This is a genomic window from Vibrio sp. HI00D65 (assembly GCF_001635455.1).
In the GTDB taxonomy this organism is placed as follows: Bacteria; Pseudomonadota; Gammaproteobacteria; order Enterobacterales; family Vibrionaceae; genus Vibrio.
Window position 1 is genome coordinate 86,739 of sequence record NZ_LWEH01000255.1, and the last position, 17,855, is coordinate 104,593.

Annotated in this window: 12 protein-coding genes; 7 read left to right on the top strand and 5 right to left on the bottom strand. The window is 45.5% G+C overall.

Going from position 1 to position 17,855, the window contains the following annotated elements:
* The first annotated feature begins 114 nt into the window (after window positions 1-114).
* From acnB to A3712_RS17440, 7 genes are all read left to right on the top strand, one after another.
* A complete protein-coding gene (gene acnB / locus A3712_RS17410; protein WP_063524595.1) occupies window positions 115-2,703 on the top strand; it encodes a bifunctional aconitate hydratase 2/2-methylisocitrate dehydratase in 2,589 nt (862 codons plus the stop codon).
* A 159-nt stretch (window positions 2,704-2,862) separates the two neighbouring features.
* Entirely contained in the window at window positions 2,863-3,231 is a 369-nt protein-coding gene (locus A3712_RS17415) for a YacL family protein (protein WP_063524445.1), read from the top strand.
* 224 nt (window positions 3,232-3,455) lie between these two features.
* Window positions 3,456-3,794, top strand: coding sequence for a P-II family nitrogen regulator (gene glnK / locus A3712_RS17420; RefSeq protein WP_004738200.1), 339 nt, complete (start codon window positions 3,456-3,458; stop codon window positions 3,792-3,794).
* Between the two features lie 27 nt (window positions 3,795-3,821).
* On the top strand, window positions 3,822-5,051 hold the full coding sequence (locus A3712_RS17425) for an ammonium transporter (protein ID WP_063524446.1): 1,230 nt from the start codon (window positions 3,822-3,824) through the stop codon (window positions 5,049-5,051).
* A 143-nt stretch (window positions 5,052-5,194) separates the two neighbouring features.
* A complete protein-coding gene (locus A3712_RS17430) occupies window positions 5,195-6,208 on the top strand; it encodes a Fe(3+) ABC transporter substrate-binding protein (RefSeq protein WP_063524447.1) in 1,014 nt (337 codons plus the stop codon).
* 248 nt (window positions 6,209-6,456) lie between these two features.
* Entirely contained in the window at window positions 6,457-8,082 is a 1,626-nt protein-coding gene (locus A3712_RS17435; RefSeq protein WP_063524448.1) for an ABC transporter permease, read from the top strand.
* On the top strand, window positions 8,082-9,110 hold the full coding sequence (locus A3712_RS17440) for an ABC transporter ATP-binding protein (protein WP_063524449.1): 1,029 nt from the start codon (window positions 8,082-8,084) through the stop codon (window positions 9,108-9,110). Before A3712_RS17435 ends, A3712_RS17440 begins: the two co-directional genes overlap by 1 nt.
* 140 nt (window positions 9,111-9,250) lie before the next feature.
* On the opposite strand, the gene A3712_RS17445 is transcribed toward A3712_RS17440, so the two are convergent.
* From A3712_RS17445 to A3712_RS17465, 5 genes are all read right to left on the bottom strand, one after another.
* Entirely contained in the window at window positions 9,251-10,663 is a 1,413-nt protein-coding gene (locus A3712_RS17445) for a phosphoglucomutase/phosphomannomutase family protein (RefSeq protein ID WP_063524450.1), read from the bottom strand.
* Window positions 10,664-10,736: 73 nt separating this feature from the next.
* Window positions 10,737-13,142 carry a GH36-type glycosyl hydrolase domain-containing protein gene (locus A3712_RS17450; protein ID WP_063524451.1) on the bottom strand — a complete coding sequence of 802 codons (2,406 nt, stop codon included), beginning with the start codon at window positions 13,140-13,142 and terminating at the stop codon, window positions 10,737-10,739.
* A gap of 127 nt (window positions 13,143-13,269) precedes the next feature.
* A complete protein-coding gene (locus tag A3712_RS17455) occupies window positions 13,270-15,204 on the bottom strand; it encodes a beta-N-acetylhexosaminidase (protein WP_063524452.1) in 1,935 nt (644 codons plus the stop codon).
* Window positions 15,205-15,216: 12 nt separating this feature from the next.
* Window positions 15,217-16,101, bottom strand: coding sequence for an N-acetylglucosamine kinase (locus A3712_RS17460; protein WP_063524453.1), 885 nt, complete (start codon window positions 16,099-16,101; stop codon window positions 15,217-15,219).
* 2 nt (window positions 16,102-16,103) lie between these two features.
* Complete coding sequence (locus A3712_RS17465; RefSeq protein ID WP_063524454.1) at window positions 16,104-17,825, bottom strand: glycoside hydrolase family 9 protein; 1,722 nt, start codon at window positions 17,823-17,825, stop codon at window positions 16,104-16,106.
* Window positions 17,826-17,855 lie beyond the last annotated feature (30 nt).

The window sequence follows — 17,855 nt, forward strand, 5'->3', positions numbered from 1 at the left end:
CAAATTGAATGACAAAAATGGCAATGGAGAGCCAAGTTTCCAAGGATGTTCACTTCTTTATTTTACTAACAATTATGAAGGTGAGAAGTGAACCGCAATGAGAGGAAAAAAGTCGTGCTTGAAGCCTACCGTAAACACGTCGAAGAACGTGCTGCCGAAGGAGTTGTTCCAAAACCACTAGATGCTGAGCAGGTAGCTGGCCTAGTTGAACTTCTAAAGAACCCACCTCAAGGTGAAGAAGAGTTTATTCTTGACCTACTAGAAAACCGCATTCCACCAGGCGTAGATGAAGCTGCCTATGTAAAAGCGGGCTTCCTAACGGCTATCACTAAAGGTGAAGTAGCATCTCCACTAGTAAGCAAAGCAAAAGCTGCAGAATTGCTTGGTACTATGCAAGGTGGTTACAACATCGAATCTCTAGTATCTCTACTTGATGATGCTGAGCTTGCTCCAATCGCTGTGAAAGCACTATCTCACACTCTACTAATGTTTGATGCGTTCTACGATGTAGAAGAGAAAGCAAAAGCTGGTAACGAATCAGCTCAACAAGTCCTTCAATCTTGGGCTGATGCAGAATGGTTCACCGCGAAAGATAAAGTCGCTGAAAAAATCACTGTAAAAGTATTCAAAGTCACTGGTGAAACTAACACCGATGACCTATCTCCAGCACCTGATGCATGGTCACGTCCAGATATTCCAGTACACGCAAAAGCGATGCTCAAAATGGAACGTGATGGCATCAACCCAGATCAACCAGGTACGGTTGGCCCAATCGCTCAAATCGAAGAACTTCAAAAAGACGGTATTCAGCTTGCTTACGTAGGTGATGTTGTTGGTACAGGTTCTTCTCGTAAGTCGGCGACGAACTCAGTACTTTGGTTCATGGGGGAAGATATCCCTTACGTACCAAACAAGCGTACTGGCGGTGTTTGTCTGGGTGGTAAAATTGCTCCAATCTTCTACAACACAATGGAAGACTCTGGCGCACTACCTATCGAACTAGACGTACAAAACATGAACATGGGCGATGTTATTGACATTTTCCCATACGAAGGCGTTGTACGTAAAAACGGTGAAGAGATCTCTAGCTTTGAGCTAAGCAAAGTACTGCTTGATGAAGTTCGTGCGGGTGGTCGTATCCCACTTATCATCGGTCGTGGCCTGACAGGTCGTGCTCGTGCTTCTCTTGGTCTTGAAGAAACAGACCTATTTGCTAAGCCAGTTGATCCAACTGTATCTAATCAAGGCTACACACTAGCTCAGAAGATGGTTGGTAAAGCATGTGGTGTTGAAGGCGTTCGCGCGGGTCAATACTGTGAGCCTAAGATGACGACAGTAGGTTCTCAAGATACTACTGGCCCTATGACGCGTGATGAGCTTAAAGACCTTGCATGTCTTGGTTTCTCTGCTGACCTAGTGATGCAGTCTTTCTGTCACACATCGGCATACCCGAAACCAGTTGACGTTAACACCCACCACACGCTACCTGATTTCATCATGAACCGTGCTGGTGTTTCGCTGCGCCCTGGTGATGGTGTTATCCACTCATGGTTAAACCGTATGCTTCTACCTGATACTGTAGGTACAGGTGGTGACTCGCATACTCGTTTCCCTCTAGGTATCTCATTCCCTGCGGGCTCTGGTCTGGTAGCATTCGCGGCAGCAACAGGTGTTATGCCTCTTGATATGCCTGAATCTATCTTGGTTCGCTTTAAAGGTGAAATGCAGCCAGGTATCACGCTACGTGACCTAGTACATGCGATTCCTCTATACGGCATCAAGCAAGGTTTACTAACCGTAGAGAAAGCAGGCAAGATCAACGAATTCTCTGGTCGCGTACTAGAAATCGAAGGTGTTGAACACCTATCTGTTGAGCAAGCGTTTGAGCTTTCTGATGCATCTGCTGAGCGTTCAGCAGCAGGTTGTACCGTTAAATTGTCTCAAGAGTCTATCGAAGAGTACTTGAACTCAAACATCGTAATGCTTAAGTGGATGATCGCTGAAGGCTACGGTGATGTTCGTACTATAGAGCGTCGTATTACGGCAATGGAAGAGTGGCTAGCGAACCCTGAGTTGCTGTCTGCTGATTCAGACGCAGAATACGCTCACGTTATCGAAATCGATCTTGCGGATATCGATCAGCCAATCCTATGTGCACCAAATGATCCAGATGATGCTCGTCTTCTTTCTGACGTTCAAGGCACAGAGATCCAAGAAGTGTTTATAGGTTCTTGTATGACCAACATCGGGCACTTCCGTGCTGCAGGTAAGATGCTTGAAGAGTTCAACGGCTCGCTAAGCACTCGTCTATGGGTGGCTCCGCCAACTAAGATGGATAAAGACCAGCTAACAGAAGAAGGCTACTACGGTATCTTCGGTCGTGCTGGGGTTCGTATCGAAACACCGGGTTGTTCACTATGTATGGGTAACCAAGCGCGTGTTGCAGACAAGTCGACAGTAATGTCTACGTCTACTCGTAACTTCCCGAACCGTTTGGGTACGGGTGCTAACGTTTACCTAGCATCTGCAGAACTTTCTGCAGTTGGTGCGATTCTTGGTCGTATCCCAACGAAAGAAGAGTACCTAGAGTACGCGGATAAGATTAACGCAACTGCTGCCGATACATATCGTTACCTGAACTTCCATAAAATGGGTCAGTACACGGAGAAAGCGGACACGGTTATCTTCCAAGAGCCAGCATAACCGCTGATTGATTAAATCATTGATTAAACGCCTTCTATTCGTAAAAGGCGTTTTTTTATGTCTGAATATCGGGTGACGAGCGACTCGACCTATAAAACACTTCGCTATATACTCTCGCCTCATTTTTAACCCTGTCTGCACTTACTGCGTGGAGCCACTATGGAATTCGAATTTACAAGAAACACTCTAATGGGTGAGTACTACGTGAAATGCAGCATGGGGCACGAGATCGTTGGCCGCTGGTTACAAGAAGAGATCGGTAAAGATAAAAAGAAACTGGTTCATGTGATGGCGCTTATCGAGCAATCACGACAGGATCTGAGCAACGAAGTGACGTTACTTGGTAAAGAGATCAGCCTAGCGATTAATGAAGATGAAGTAACGATTCAAGAAAACGTACTTGGTCATGATCAAGAGATGGAAGAGGGCAGCGAGTTCGACTTCTACAATTGTGAGAGCCAAGCAAGTTGTGGAATTGACGACTTCGAGTTGCTAATCGAGCGTTGGATTGAGTTTCTAGGTTACTAGCCGTTGTCACAAAAGAACTTAGAACTCAGTTGCCCAAAACTGGAGCAATAATAGAGTCACGCATTAAGATAGTGAAAAGGTCGCACCAAATTGGTGCGACCTTTTTTGTTATCAGTATCTTATTATCTTAATGCTGTTAAAAATCAACAGGTTAAATTTTTGGCACACTACTTGGATTGTAATAAGAGAAGTAACGGAATTAGTGAAGAATTTAAGGAACGAATATGAAACTAATAAATGCCATTGTTAAGCCATTCAAATTAGATGACGTACGTGAAGCGCTATCTGATGTGGGTATTGAAGGTATGACGGTCTCTGAAGTGAAGGGCTTTGGTCGTCAAAAAGGACACACTGAATTATACCGTGGTGCAGAATACCAAGTCGACTTCCTGCCAAAGGTGAAGCTAGAGATTGCGACTCAAGCTGAAAACGTTGACCGAGTTGTTGAAGCGATCAGCCAAGCAGCACACACAGGCAAAATCGGTGACGGTAAGATTTTTGTGTATGACCTAAGCCAAGCCGTGCGAATCCGTACTGGTGAAATGGATGCAGAAGCACTTTAAAGAATTACAAGGACTGGAGACTTTAATATGGAACTTACAACAACAGTAACGGAATTACGTTACGCACTAGATACTTTTTTCTTCCTCATTTCAGGTGCGTTGGTAATGTGGATGGCAGCAGGCTTCGCAATGTTAGAAGCTGGCCTAGTTCGTTCAAAGAACACCACAGAGATTTTAACTAAGAACATCTGCTTGTACGCTATTGCATGTACTGCGTTCTTAGTCGTTGGTTACAACATTATGTATGTCGATAATGGCGAAGGCGGTTGGTTACCATCATTCGGTACTCTGATTGGTACTCAAGGTGAAGGCGCAGACCACTCTTTAGAGTCAGACTTCTTCTTCCAGGTAGTATTCGTTGCAACCGCAATGTCTGTGGTATCTGGTGCAGTAGCTGAGCGTATGAAACTTTGGTCATTCCTAATCTTCTCTGTAGTACTAACAGCATTTATCTACCCAATGGAAGGTTACTGGACTTGGGGCGGTGGTTTCCTATCAGAATCAGGCTTCAGTGATTTCGCAGGTTCAGGTATCGTACACATGGCGGGTGCAGCAGCAGCGCTAGCAGGTGTTCTACTACTTGGTGCTCGTAAAGGTAAATACGGTAAAAACGGTGAAATCTACCCAATTCCTGGTTCGAACATGCCACTTGCTACATTAGGTACATTCATCCTTTGGTTTGGTTGGTTCGGTTTCAACGGCGGCTCTCAACTGATGGTTTCAGATTTTGAGAACGCAACAGCTGTGGGTCAAATCTTCCTTAACACCAACGCAGCGGCAGCAGCAGGGGCAATCGCAGCACTACTAGTATGTAAGACAACTTGGGGTAAAGCGGACCTAACCATGATTCTTAACGGTGCGTTGGCTGGCCTAGTCGCAATCACGGCAGACCCTCTATCACCATCACCTCTGTTTGCAGTGGCAATTGGTTCAGTATCTGGTGCACTAGTGGTGTTCAGCATCATTGCCCTAGACAAAGCTAAGATTGATGATCCAGTAGGTGCTATCTCAGTTCACGGTGTGTGTGGTTTCTTCGGCCTAATGGCTGTGCCACTAAGCAATACAGACGCGACATTCGGTGCACAGCTATTCGGCGCAGCGGTCATATTTGCTTGGGTATTTGGTGCGAGTCTAGCGGTATGGGCTGTACTTAAAGCGACAATCGGTATTCGTGTAAGTGAAGACGAAGAGCTAGAAGGTATGGACATGCATGACTGTGGTGTAGGTGCTTATCCAGAATTTGTGTCGGTAAAATAATTTACAAACATTTACATTTAACCTACTTGAAACCTGCTCAGATGAGCAGGTTTTTTTGATGTTTAACGTTGTGTTTAATCTAATGATACATATAATAATGCAACTGATAAATATTATCATTTCTATGCAAAAAGGATTGAATCATGAAAAAACTGCTAACTCTTTCAGCTATTGCGTGCAGTACTATCGCACCAGCAGCAATGGCTGCAGAAGAAGTAAACGTATACTCTTACCGTCAACCTTTCCTTGTTGAGCCAATGTTCGATGAGTTCACTAAAGAGACAGGTATCGAGGTGAATGTTAAGTTTGCTAAGAAAGGTTTAGCAGAGAAGCTAGCTCAAGAGGGCGAATACAGCCCTGCAGACGTGGTATTAACTGTTGATATCAGCCGGCTATCTGAGTTAACTGAAAAAGGTTTAGTTCAAGCGGTAAACAGCGACGTTCTAGAAAAGAACATCCCTGCTCAATACCAAGATACAGACAACGAATGGTTTGCTCTGACTACTCGTACTCGTAGCGTTTACTCTTCACGTGACCGTGTTGGTCGTCTAGGTGAAGACTTCACATACGCAGACCTAGCTAAGCCTGAATTCAAAGGCAAAATCTGTACTCGTAGCGGTAAACACCCATACAACGTTTCTCTCGTATCTTCTATGATTGCTCATAAAGGCGAAGCAGAAACTAAAGAGTGGCTAGAAGGCGTTAAAGCAAACCTAGCTCGTAAACCTCAAGGTAACGACCGTGCACAAGTTAAAGCTATCAAAGAAGGTCTATGTGACGTTTCTCTTGGTAACAGCTACTACTTAGGTAAGATGATTAATGATAAAGAGCAAAAAGCTTGGGCTGATGCTGTTTACATCAACTTCCCTAACCAAGAGACGACTGGTACTCACGTAAACATCTCTGGTATGGCAATGGCTAAGTACTCTCCAAACAAAGAGAACGCAGTTAAGCTAATGGAATTCCTATCTGGTAACACAGCACAAGGCATGTACGCAGAAGTAAACTACGAATACCCAGTTAAAGCTGACGTTAAACCTTCTGAACTAGTTGCTTCTTGGGGTGAATTCAAAGCAGATGCAATTTCTCTAGACGAAATCGCAGATCACCACGAAGCTGCAATCAAGCTTCTAGACGAAGTTAAATTCGACCTGTAATTATTAATATAGGCTTCGGCCAATATTAGATTTAACGACCTCAAGTTGCCGTTTTTGGTGCTTGAGGTTGTTTTGTTTTTAGTTAAGTCACTTTTTGAAACAAAGCTCTTGATGGAACCAGAGAGTTATTAGCTCAGCTCCTTGAAGTCATTACAGTATATGGGTATAAATAACCCCCACCACTAAAAGGGCATGAGATGTATTTGCAACTGCATTTGTGTTTCATTAAGCCCCGTTGTAATTAGACGATGAAAGAAAAGAATTATTTATGGAATACCAGTAGTGGGGTGATTGCTGCACTACTGGTTTTTCCGATCTTAGCGATATTCACCACCGCTGTGGGTGAGACAGATGAGCTCTTCTCTCATTTGATGTCCACGGTGATGCCGACTTACGCATATAACACTGTCGTTTTGGTGATAGGAACCATGTTCTTATCGCTGCTATTTGGTATCCCTTCTGCTTGGATTATGGCGATGTGTCGTATCCCTGGTGAGAAGGTGTTGCAGTGGGCTTTGGTTCTGCCGCTGGCTATGCCGGGTTATATCGTTGGATACATTTTTACTGATTGGTTCGATTTCGCTGGTCCAGTACAAATTTTGCTTCGTGACCTGACTGGTTGGGGACCGGGAGAATATTGGTTCCCCGATATTCGAACCTTAACTGGCGCTACCATCGTCCTATCTTTAGTGCTGTACCCTTACGTTTATCTGCTGTGTCGTGCAGCGTTCATGGAGCAGAACGTTTCTCTATTGCAATCCGCGCGACTCCTGAAATGTTCTCCATGGGAGAGCTTTCGACGTATCTCTTTGCCTTTAGTCCGCCCTTCGATAGCGGTTGGCTTATCGCTCGTTGCTATGGAAACCATTGGTGATTTTGGTACGGTGAGCTACTTTGCGGTTAACACACTAACCACTGCGGTATATGACACTTGGCTGGGCTACTCTAGCTTGACTGCTGCAGCTAAGATTTCAGCTATTATGCTGATTATCGTGATACTGCTTTTAAGTTCTGAACGTTATAGTCGTCGTAAGCAAAAACTGTTTCAAAACCAGTTCAGCAGCCGAGAAGACTTTCGCTACAACTTAGAGGGCTGGAAAAAGTGGCTAGCGCTGTTTTGGTGTTGGGGTTTAGTCTGCGCAGCATTCATATTCCCTCTAGGGCAGTTACTGATTTATGCCTACAAGTATTTTGCACAAAGCTGGACCGCTGAATTCCGAGAATACGCACTCAACAGTTTGAATGTTTCAATACTTGCAGCCTTAATTGGCGTGGCGATTGCACTTATCGTTAACTTTAACCAACGTGTTAATCCAGCGAAACACAACCTTGCCTTTATGCGCTTATCCTCTATGGGCTATGCGGTGCCGGGAACGGTATTAGCGATTGGTGTTATGGTGCCAGTATTGTTTATGGATCATCTAGTTAACGACATCGCGAAAATGATGGAGTGGGGACGTCTGGGGCTGATCTTTTCTGGTTCGATGTTTGCGCTTATCTTCGCGATGGTAGTACGTTTTTCTGCGGTTGCTATCGGCAGTGTGGAAAGTAGCTTAAGCAAAGTGTCACCGTCTTTGGATATGGCTTCAAAGACCATGGGTTGCAACACTAATCAGATGTTACGCCGAGTGCATCTACCTCTGATTAAGCGTGGGGCTTTGATTGCGGGACTATTGGTGTTTATCGAATCGATGAAAGAGTTGAATGCTGCGCTGCTGTTGCGTCCGTTTAACTTTGAAACCCTAGCAACCTATGTTTACAACTATGCCTCAGATGAGCATCTAGAGCTGGCTGCGATGCCTGCTGTGTTACTTGTTCTAGTGGGTCTAATCCCGTTGATCATCGTCAACCGTTCTTTGGAGCAAAAAAACTAATGAGCTGTGCATTATCTATTAAAGATCTGACTTGTAAGTATGAATCTCAAACGGTTCTCGAGTCGCTTTCTCTTGAAGTTGAGCATGGCGAGATCGTATGTCTACTTGGCGCTAGTGGCTGTGGTAAAACCACCTTATTAAAAGCAATTGCTGGATTACTTCCATTGAGTCATGGGGTAATGAATCTGAACTGTCAGACTATTGATGATGGTAAGAATTGGTCACCACCAGAGCAACGTAACATCGGTATGATCTTCCAAGATTATGCGCTGTTTCCGCACCTTACCGTCAATCAGAACGTAGCATTTGGTTTGCGTGATATGTCTGAGCAAGACAAGAAGGCAAAAGTGAAAGAGATGCTAGAGCTAGTTCACCTTGATCAATATGGTGAGCGTTATCCTCATCAGTTGTCTGGTGGACAGCAGCAACGTGTCGCTATTGCTCGCTCTTTGGCTTATAAGCCTGATCTACTGCTACTTGATGAACCGTTCTCGAACATTGATACCCAAGTTCGTCACGAGTTGATTTCTCAGATCCGCAAGATCTTCAAAAATCAGGGTGTAACCGCTATTTTTGTTACTCACAGTCGTGAAGAAGCGTTTGCCTTCGCGGATAAAATGGCCGTAATGAACCATGGTGTGATTGAACAATATGGCTCAGCATCTGAGTTGTACTTCCACCCATCAAGCAAGTTTGTGGCTGATTTCTTAGGTGGTGGTAGTTATTTAAATGCTCAGCGTATTTCAGATAATGAATTCGAAACCAGCTTGGGCTTAGTGGAAGCAAAAGCGCAAACGGAAATTGATGTTGGCTCTGAGTGTGCACTGTTACTACGACCTCAACATATTGTCGCGAGCCACGATACAGAGAGTAACTTGTCGGTATTGGAGCAGCAATTTATGGGCGACCATTGTCGTTATGTGATTGAAGCTAATGGTCAAAAGCTACTGGTGACCTCGTCGGAAGCACTAGAAGTTGGCATGCCAGTAACCGTGAAGGTAGACACTAAAGGTGTGTTGGCATTTTAATTTAGCTAGTTGCTGAGCTAGCAACTCGGCATAAAAAAACCAGTACTTTCAGCAAAGTACTGGGCAAGAGTTCTTCACCTATAGGCTTAACAAGGCAGTGGTTTGTTAAGTCCCATACCAAACTGCTGTACTCTATAAGCCTATAGAGAGAGGAAGTCTTTCACTTTTTGAAGAACACGTTCTGCTGTCTCTTTATCTTCCATTTCAGCGAAGATTCGTAGTAAAGGCTCTGTTCCAGAGAAACGAGCAATAACCCAGCCGCCATTCTTAAAGTACACCTTGGCACCATCTTCATAGCTGACTTTTTCAATCTCATACTCAAACTCAGGCAGCTGCTTCTCTACGTAGATCTTGGTGTAGAGCGCTTCTTTTTCTGAAGGTTTGAACTTGCAATCGCCTTCTGCTGTGTAGGCATAGCCATATTTCGAGTAGATTTCATCAAGCAATTCAGACAATTTCTTACCCGTTACACTGAGCATCTCAACCAGTAGGCTAGATGCAAAGACACCATCTTTACCTTTGATGTGGCCGCGAATGGTTAAACCACCGGAACTTTCACCACCAATCAGAGAGTCGTCGGCTTCCATCTGCGAGCTGATATGCTTAAAGCCTACTGGAACCTCAAAGCTTTTTTCACCATGATCGGCCGCCACTTTATCGAGTAGATGAGTGGTTGCGATATTACGCACGACCGATCCTTTCCAGCCCTTGTATTCCAACAAGTAGTAGTAAAGCAACAGTAGTACTTCGTTAGGGTGAATGAAGCTACCTTTCTCATCGATAATACCTAAGCGGTCAGCATCGCCATCGGTACCAATACCGATGTCATACCCTTCAGCTGCAACCAGGTGCTTCAAGCGATAGAGCGTAGCTGCGCTTGGTGATGGCATTAATCCACCAAAATCTGGGTTTTTACCATCGTTGATCACGTCGACATCACAACGGCCATTGATAAGAACCGTTTGTAGGGCGTTTTTCGCTACACCAAACATAGGATCAATCAGTACGCGCAGGTTTGCTTTCTTGATTGACTCGATATCGATGAAGTTAATGATCGAATCAACAAAGTCGTTCATTGGGTTGATGATTTCGATCTCTTTGTCGTTCAACGCTTGTTCGAAGTCGACACGGATAACGTCTTCGTTGGTTAGAGTTGCGATTTGCTGTTCGATCTTCTCTGTGATGATCTCATCAGCATCACGACCACCTTCAATAAACACCTTGATGCCGTTGTAATCCGCTGGGTTGTGAGAAGCGGTAATACAGGCCGAGTAGGTGCAGCCCATCTCTTTAGCTTGGAACATTACGATAGGGGTTGGAACAAACTTGTCGATGAAGCTGACCCTGATGTTGTTAGCGGTTAATACTTCAGCAAACCAACATGCAGCTTTATCAGAAAGGAAGCGACGGTCATAACCGATCACAAATCCGTTTTTAGCAGCATCTTCATTGTTGATGATGTTTGCCAGTGCTTGTGCCACAAGGCGAACGTTCTCTCTGATGAACTCTTCACCAATGAAAGCACGCCAGCCACCTGTACCAAATTTAATCATTAGAAAATCCTTTTAGTCTCTTTGCCTCAAACCTAATAGGCTTGAGGCAAGAGTGGTTGGTTAAATAGCGTGACTAGCCTAGAACAACGACAACATCGTTCACGCTGCCTTCTGCTTGAACTGGGATTGCGCCTTCTACTGACTCACCGTTGATAGTGATAGAGGCAACCCCTTTGCTTACTGCATCCGGGTTCTGTACCGTGATGTTGTATGTCGCCCCACGCCATTGGCGAGTAACCTCAAACTCTGGCCAATCTGTTGGAATACAAGGATCTACGGTTAAGCTTTCAAAGCCTGTTCGAACACCAAGGATGAAGTTGGTTACCGCAAAGTAAGCCCAACCGGATGTACCGGTTAACCATGGGTGGTTTGCACGGCCGTGGTCTTGGTGGTCTTTACCCATGATGAATTGCACGTACGAGTATGGTTCTGCGTAACGTGTTTCAATCATGTCATTTTGGTTGTATGGGTTAAGTGCATCGTAGAATTTCATTGCACGGTCACCACGACCAAGCTTCGCTTCTGCTACCCAAGCCCATGGGTTCGGGTGAGAGAAGATGGCGCCATTCTCTTTTACACCTTGGTAAACGCGAGTGACGAAGCCGATGTCATCGTTTGGTGTCGCGAATGATGGAGAGTTTAGGTGTAGGCCGTATTCAGAGAATAGGTTCTCATCGACTGCATCCATCGCTTTCTCACCACGCTCTTGAGAAACCGCACCAGATAGAACGGCTAGTGTATTTGATTCTAGGTGTACACGACCTTCTGCTTGTTGAGCAGTACCGATCTTGTCGCCATTTTTGGTTAGACCACGAATGTACCAACCGCCTTCTTCATCCCAAAGGTGTGTTTCACACGCTTCACGTACATTCGCTGCCATTTCAGTGTATTTCGCAATGTCAGCATCATTATTGCGGAACTTAGCGAGATCTAAGAATTCTTGCAGGGCCCAGAAGTGAAGGAATGAAACCATTGACGACTCACCACCACCTAGGTTCAAGCAGTCGTTCCAGTCAGCACGCAGACCTTTACAGATACCTGTTTGACCAACGTATTCTGCAGAGAAGTTCAGTGCTGCTTTCATATGTTCGTAGACTGTCGCTTCACCGCCGTCTGCGTAAGGAATCACTTCATCAAAGAAGTCATGTTCACCGGTTTCCATCACGTATTTGATGATGGTCGGAACGATCCATAGATGATCATCAGAACAAGTATCTTCAATGCCGTGGATCTTGTCGTCGTCTGATGGAGTTGGAACTACCGTTGGTGATTTCGAAGGCTTAACATCCGCTTTCTCTGGATCGAACCAGTCTGGGTCGAATAGGTGTAGACCATAGCCCGCTCTAACTTGGCCGCGTAGTAGGTCGACGATACGTTTTCGAGTCATCGTTGGGTTAGCGTGAGGTACTGAGATAGCGTCCTGAGCTGTATCACGGTAGCCAAGACCTGTGCGGCCTCCCACTTCAATGAATGATGCAAAGCGCGACCACACCACACAGGTTTCTGCTTGATATAGTGTCCACGTGTTGATCATGGTGTCTAAGCCTTCGTTTGGAGACTTAACTTGGAACTTGTTACAACGCTCGTCCCAGTGATCTTTGATACCTTGGAACGCAGCATCTACGTTTGCAATGTCTTGGTATTTCTCACGTAGGCGTTCACCGTTACCTTTGCCGATACCTAGTACGTAAGCAAAACGAATTTCTTCACCCGGTTGGATGGTGAATTGCTTATGCAGAGAGCCACAGTGGTTGTAACAGGTTTGAGCGCTGTTCGAACATTTACCGTTTTCAACCGCAATTGGATTCGCTTCATTGCGGTACATACCAAGGAAGTTGTCACGCTGGCCGTCGTAGCTATCTGGTGAGAAGGTGGATGCTAAGTAGTAGAAGCCTTCAAAGTCGTTAGTGTTGTAGTAAAGATCGTATTCCAATACACCTTCTTGGTAAGACGTGCCAGCAGAGTACAGAGACATCTGGTGGTTTTGGTTGTCTGATTGAATATGGCTGAACGAGAACTCTACAAATGAGAATGTGCTGATAGTACGTGGCTTATCAGTGTTGTTCTTTAGTAAAACGTCCCAAACTTCTGCATCTTCGCCTTTAGGTACGAATAGCGTTTTGGTTGCGGTAATACCGCTGTATTCACATTTGAACTTTGAGTATGACAAGCCGTGACGAACTTCGTAGTTTGCTTCATCTAGGCTCTTTGCCACTGGCTGCCAAGAGATAGACCAGTAGTCACCAGTTTCATCATCACGCAGGTAAACATAGTGTCCTGGGCGGTCAAAGGTGCCGTTCGGACGGAATTTAGTAACACGGTTGTATTCCGGAGAGTTGTAGAAAGAGTAACCGCCCGCATTGTGCGAAATTACAGTACAAAACTTTTCAGTACCTAGGTAGTTAGTCCAAGGTGCTGGTACATCAGGGCGAGTGATGACGTATTCGCGATTGTCGTTATCGAAATAGCCGTATTTCATTGTCATTTCCTTTTTAACAAACTGCATCTATGCAGCTAATTTTTAAATAGTGATGCTGAGTTTTATTAGACAGAGCACTTTAATTTGAGTCAGCTATCACTCGGTATGAGTGTGCTGTGGTTTTGTTTTATTCAGCTTCCCAAGGGGGGCGATAATCAACATTAAGTCTGTCGAGTAGGGGCAAGTGGCCCTTTAGGCGAGACAGGTAATCTACCCAGTTTCGGTTGTTTTTATGTGTCCAACATCCTTCAGCTAAAGCACTAATTCTTGGGAATACCATGTAATCCATACGCTTTTGGTTGGTGACGTTCTCACACCATAGAGCACATTGAATTCCACGGACCCGCTTACGAATTGGGTCGGTGTCGGATATCTCAGCAAGTGCTTCGTAGGTATAAGCTTGTTCTAATGGGGTAACGGCAGCCCAATCTACGCCCGGCTCTTCCGGTGCATAATCTTGGGTCATGTCGAGATAAGTAAATTGTGCGGGTTGCAGTACCACATCAAAGCCTTGGCGAGCACAGTTCACAGCGGCTTCTTCGCTAAGCCACGAGTAGATGATAGTCTCTTTGCTCACCTTGTCGCCGTGTTGTGCCTCTTCCCAGCCCACCATGCGTTTGCCTAGCTGCTTAAGTTTGTTCTCGGCATAGCGGAACAGGTGGCCTTGTAGATCTTTGCTGTCTTGGTATTGATGCTCTTTCATCAGTGCTTGAGCTGCAGGGCTGTTGGTCCACACACCCGGCGGCACTTCGTCTGCGCCCATGTGAATTAATTCACTCGGGAAGAGTTCTGCGACTTCTTCAATTACGATATCTAAGAACTGATAAGTACCCGATAAGCCAGGGTTTAGTACATTATCGTTGTAGTGTTGAATGCTCTTATATTGAGTGGTGTCCGCTTTCTCTACTAACATATCAGGCAGTGATTTGATCGCGGCGCGGCAATGTCCCGGGATATCGATCTCAGGGAGCACCGTGATGCTGCGTTGCTCTGCGTATTCTATAACTTCGCGAATCTGCTGTTGTGTGTAGAAGCCGCCATAATTCTCTGTAATGTGGGTATATTGCGGTTCTAATATATGGTCAGGACCACGCCAAGCCCCTATTTCTGTTAGCTGAGGTAGTTGCTTAATCTCGATTCTCCAACCTTCATCATCGGTTAGGTGCCAATGAAAAACGTTGAATTTGTAGTGCGCCAGCTGGTTGATTAAACGCTTCACTCGTTCCACAGAGTGGAAGTGACGTGCGCAGTCCAACATCATGCCGCGGTATTTGAAACGAGGTTGATCGGCGATTTTGCAACATGGCACAGAGAAGCGCTCAGCATCTTGTTGTTGAACCAATTGGATTAAGCTAGCGACGGCATGCGTGAAGCCTGCTTGACTACCTGATTCTACGACCACTTGCTGAGCAGTGATCTTTAGCTTGTACTCGGCTTCATCTAAAGTCGGGTTGCTGCGAAATAGAATGTCTCCGCTAGCTTCTGGTGATAGTTCTGTTGAAACCGTTAGCTCAAACGTAGTCAGTAATTCTTGTTGTAGCCAAGCATTAGCTTTCTCGGCAAGGTGAGACTGAACTTCAACTTTGCACGCTTTGTTCAGTGTGAAACTGCCTTGTTTCAGCTTGAATTGATTCGGTTGGGGGATCAGTGCTACCGCTGCTGCATCTACTTCTGGGATTTGGCTGCGCTCACGATATGGTGAAGCCAGTACTATTGGTGATATTGCTACTGGCAGTACCGAGGTTTCGCCTTGGTTATGCGTTTGGATAAAGGCGTCATTGAGACCATCAGAATAGAAACGGAATGGGGCGCTTTGAATACTGAATTCTAGGTAGTAATGGTTGTTCGCCTTTAACACGGTGGCATTTGGCTGGTAAGAACAAAAGCTTCCTACCTGAGTTAATTCGCCTTGCGACAGACTCTCTGGAAGGATGAATCGGTCAAATGCAAAGTGGAGCGACCAATCTGTAACGTCAAGATCACTTAAGTTATGTACCGTAAGGCCAAATCTGCAGTTATTTTTTTGTTCAGAAAGAACAGCTAAGTCGATGCGATAATTCATATAACTTCCCTGCTAAGCCCGTTGATATAAGTTGTGTTGTGGTTTTCCGGCAAGCATCAATGCGCCCTCGATAGCGTCAAGCTGAGGTTCAACGATCCATTGTTGTACCGGTGGTGATAGCCAGTTGAGAATGCGTTCTGCGATACTTCCCATTAGGCACACCTTGTCTGCACCTTTGCGATGCAGTGCTAGTACAAACATTTCGATATCAGCGGCGGTTTGCTTGAGCATATCGATAGCGAGCTCATCGCCTTCGTTAGCCAGTTGAAAAATCACAGGCGAGAATTGACCGTAGTCTTTTGGAATGGCGCCTTTTGACCATTCGACGATGGCATCAACATCATTGCTAAAGTGATTCATTACGTGTTGAGTCAGTGGTGTCTTGTTGCGAATACCATCTTCTGCAAGCAGGACTTGTTGAATCAAACGAAGACCCATCACCGCGCCACCACCTTGATCGGAAATTGGAAACTCACGGCCACCAACGACATGTTGCTTACCATCTTGTAGGTAGATGCCGCATGAGCCTGTTCCACCTATCATGATGGCGCCGTTTTGGCCGTTGTGAGCACCAATGCAAGCACCATAAGCGTCAGTGTTGAGCGTCATGCCAGCGAAAGGGTGCGGTTGCGCCATGAAGTCAAACCATGCTGACTTTTGTTCTGCACCTGCCAGCGCTAGGCCAATATGCATATTTGAAAAATGAATTGAATCGAGTTGCCCTTGCTGTGCCGCTTGAGTAATGGCATCGACAATTGAGCTCATTGCAACATCAACACCCAAAAGGATGTTAGCGCTGCCGCTTTTCGCTTCACCAATGAGTGTACCTTGCTCATCGCGAATACGAGCACGACAAGAGGTGCCGCCGCCATCAATACCTACGTAATAAAGCGTCATTATTATTGCTCCTTACGTTGTGCTAGGTAATTAAATTGCGCAGTGGTTGCCAATAGGAACCATGCACCATGAGGGATCCATTGTTCGCCCCAGCGCCAGTTCTGAAGCATGTCATCTTTTTGTGCTGGTGGATTAAACGCTATGTCTTGATCATCTTCAAAGCCAGCGGTAATGCCGTTACAGATACCGCCTTTGGCATTGAAAAAACCAAGCTGAGGTAAGTAGTCAGGATTGTTATGACCGTGACCATCAAGCATGCACATGTGGTAAGGGTTGAGGCCCAAGATCCAGTCGAGGCTGTTCTGTGAAAGCTGGATCAAACGTTCTTGCAAGCTACGGTCTTTAATGTGTGGCTGAACGAGGTAAGCCATGGTTGCGATGGAACCAAGACGAGCGTTTTCGCCTTGCCACCAGTAACCTGTTTCGTTCTTCTGAGCGACGAAGAAAGCATCGCGCTTATCACCATCAACATTTTTAACGTACTGCCTTGGGTAGCCAAATGGGTTGGTGACTTTACCTGTGATGTTGATTTCGAACTGACACGCCTGCTCAACAATCTTACGAGCTTGTTCTTTCAGATCTGCGTCAGTTTCATTATTGATGTACTCGCACAGGGCTATCACTGGCAACCCAGCTTCTGCAGCATGGAAATATGGACGAGATCCATCAGCATTGGCTGACCAGAAGTGCTTAAATGAATCATCAGATTGCTGGCGAGCGCTCAATCTCGTAGCCCAAGTTCTGGCTTCTGAAAGGTACTGGTCGTCTTGTGTTGCTCGGTAAAGCTCGTTGGCTGCGAGTAGGGCGCAATACTCATCGATGATGTTCTCTTCACTATCGTTTAGGTACTGTAAGTTGTATTCTTTTAGGTGCCAGTAACCTTTAGTCGCGGTATCAAGATAGGTTTGGCTCGAGTAGCTACCAGATATGTCTAGTTCAGACGCTGCGGCAAGTGCTGCAATAGCCACACCTGCGCCTTGTCGGTAGCCGGCTTGCAAGTCTGTTGATTTATGGCCTTCTTGAGTGGAGTACGCGCAGATGTCGCGTTGGTTGATATCTTTACTCCACTTATCGAATACCGTCATGTAGAAGTAGCCGACCGCGTCTTGCATACGTACTAAGAAATCGGCACCGAATAGCGCTTCTTCCGTTAGTCGTGTCATCGAGAATTTAGGGAAGTCTGGGTTGTTGCTAGTTAAGCGCACGCTTTTGAGCATGTTCCAAACTACCATTGGAATCTGTTGTGGGTTCAGGTAATTGCTATAAGACAAGTGGCTAAAATACTTACTCACATCCCCTGATGCGTCGTACCACCCACCATGTACATCAACGTATCGGTCGGTGCCAAGAATTTGGGCTTGGCGATCTTTCTTATCAAAAATGCCACTACAACGTTGTGACTTAAAGTAGTGAAGCACATCAGAAAGTGTGTGGTTCATTAGTAGGTTATTACCAATATCAAACACTTCTGAACGAAGGTTGTCAAAGCGTAGGTAGTAACGTCCACTCTCAGTGAATGAGCTGAAATCGATCGTGAAGAATTGCCCTTGATGCCAGTTTGCTACGCGACCCTGTTTTACAACGTCGAAGTTACCCACGGTAATATGGTTGTCGGCACACACTAGCAGTGCAGTAGTGCTGGATAAACGCGCTTTCTTTGTCTGTAGAATAGCTTGCTTAGGAGCCGAAGATTCGTAGCCAATATGGTTGGTCAATAACAGCATCAATATTCTCCAAAGGTCCTAGTTTCTTTT